2 protein-coding genes and 1 pseudogene are annotated in these 1,661 nt (G+C 45.7%); all 3 read left to right on the top strand.

Features of this window, described 5'->3' with window-relative positions; translation table 11 throughout:
• The first annotated feature begins 41 nt into the window (after positions 1–41).
• On the top strand, positions 42–1,025 hold the full coding sequence (locus tag QTO00_RS19350; RefSeq protein ID WP_331426199.1) for a Gfo/Idh/MocA family protein: 984 nt from the start codon (positions 42–44) through the stop codon (positions 1,023–1,025).
• A 22-nt stretch (positions 1,026–1,047) separates the two neighbouring features.
• Positions 1,048–1,446, top strand: a complete 399-nt coding sequence (locus tag QTO00_RS19355) for an OsmC family protein (protein WP_331426200.1) — start codon at positions 1,048–1,050, stop codon at positions 1,444–1,446.
• A gap of 63 nt (positions 1,447–1,509) precedes the next feature.
• Positions 1,510–1,661 (top strand): annotated as a pseudogene (locus QTO00_RS19360) (EamA family transporter); the annotation flags it as partial.

Consider the following 1,661-nt stretch of genomic DNA (forward strand, 5'->3'; position numbering starts at 1 on the left):
GGTTTGCTGTTAACAGAGTAAGTCATACAAGGAAAAATAAAATGATAAGACTCGCTATCATTGGAACTAACTGGATCACCGCGCAGTTCGTCGATGCGGCCATAAAAACAGGACAATACCAACTTTGTGCTGTGTACTCTCGCTCACTGGAGAGCGCTAAGACGTTTGGTGAAAAATACGGTACGCCAACGTTATTTGATGATCTTGAAGCGCTATCGACCTCTCCCTTAGTTGATGTTGTATACATTGCTAGCCCAAACGTATTCCACGGCCCGCAAGCCATTCAGATGATGCAGGGCGGCAAGCATGTCATTGTTGAAAAACCAATGGCGTCAAGCTATGCGTTGGCTCAAGAGATGTTCGAAGTTGCTCAGAAAAACAATGTCTTGCTGTTCGAAGCTTTCATGTCGTCACACTTACCTAACTTCAAGCGTTTGAAAGAGTCACTGTCGTCGATTGGCAAAATTCGCAAAGGGTTTATCACTTACTGCCAGTATTCGTCTCGTTACCCTAAATACTTAGCTGGAGAGAATCCCAATACCTTTAACCCTGACTTTGCCAATGGTTCAATCATGGATATTGGTTTCTACTGTTTGAGCTCGGCAATCGAATTGTTTGGTGAGCCCACCTCAGTGACAGCGCAAGCTCAGCTGCTTGATTCGGGTGTAGACGGTAGCGGCAGTGTCATTCTTAAATATGAAGGTTTTGAAGTCGTTCTACAACACTCCAAAACCAGCGATTCTTACCTACCGAGTGAGATTCAGGGTGAGGAAGGTGTGTTGCTAATGGAGATGATCTCTACAGCGAAGAAGTTGACTAAATTTACCCGAGGTACTGATATCGGTGTGGATTTAACCACTAAGCAAGATCCCAACCCTATGTACTATGAAGCGCTTGAATTCGCTAACCAGTTTAAGCAACAATCAATGAATATAAGCTGCACACAACGCTCGTTGATAGTGGCAAAACTGTTGCAAGAGATCCGTCGCCAGACTGGTGTCGTTTTTCCTACCGACAGAGACTAAATGAAGTAAAAGTGAGAAAGAAATGAAAGCCGAAGTTAAGTGGATTGATGAGTTTAAGTTTCTAGGCCAATCCCAATCTGGTCATTCGATTGTGATGGATGGTAACGGGGGTGCAACAGCACCTAGCCCGATGGAAATGGTATTGATGGCGGCTGGTGGTTGTAGCTCAGTAGACGTAGTTGATGGTCTTAAAGAGGCGGGGCAGGCAGTGAGTGCGTGCAACGCTAAGTTAACGACCGAACGCCGCGAACAGGCACCGCGTATCTTTACTCAGGTGAATATTCACTTTGAGGTGTCGGGCGAAAACCTCGATCCTGACGTGGTTGCTAAGGTCGCTGCAGATTCATTGGAAAAGTATTGCTCAGTGTGTTTGATGCTCGGGAAGGGCGTTGAAATGACCCATAGTTGGGAAATCATTTAGTCCACTTATGTGATTTTTGAGCCGAGCGTTCAGCTCGGTTTTTTTGTTTGAGATAGTCTAATAATGCAAAACAGCGCTCATAAATTCACCTTCGCTGGCGTGGCGGCAATTCTTCTTTGGAGTAGTGTGACTGGGCTTGCCAGAGCAGTAACGGAGATGCTAGGTCCGGTTGGTGGTTCAGCATCGATTTATACCGTGGCATCGCTGTTTCTAAT

This window comes from Vibrio sp. M260118, from assembly GCF_036533755.1.
In the GTDB taxonomy this organism is placed as follows: Bacteria; Pseudomonadota; Gammaproteobacteria; order Enterobacterales; family Vibrionaceae; genus Vibrio.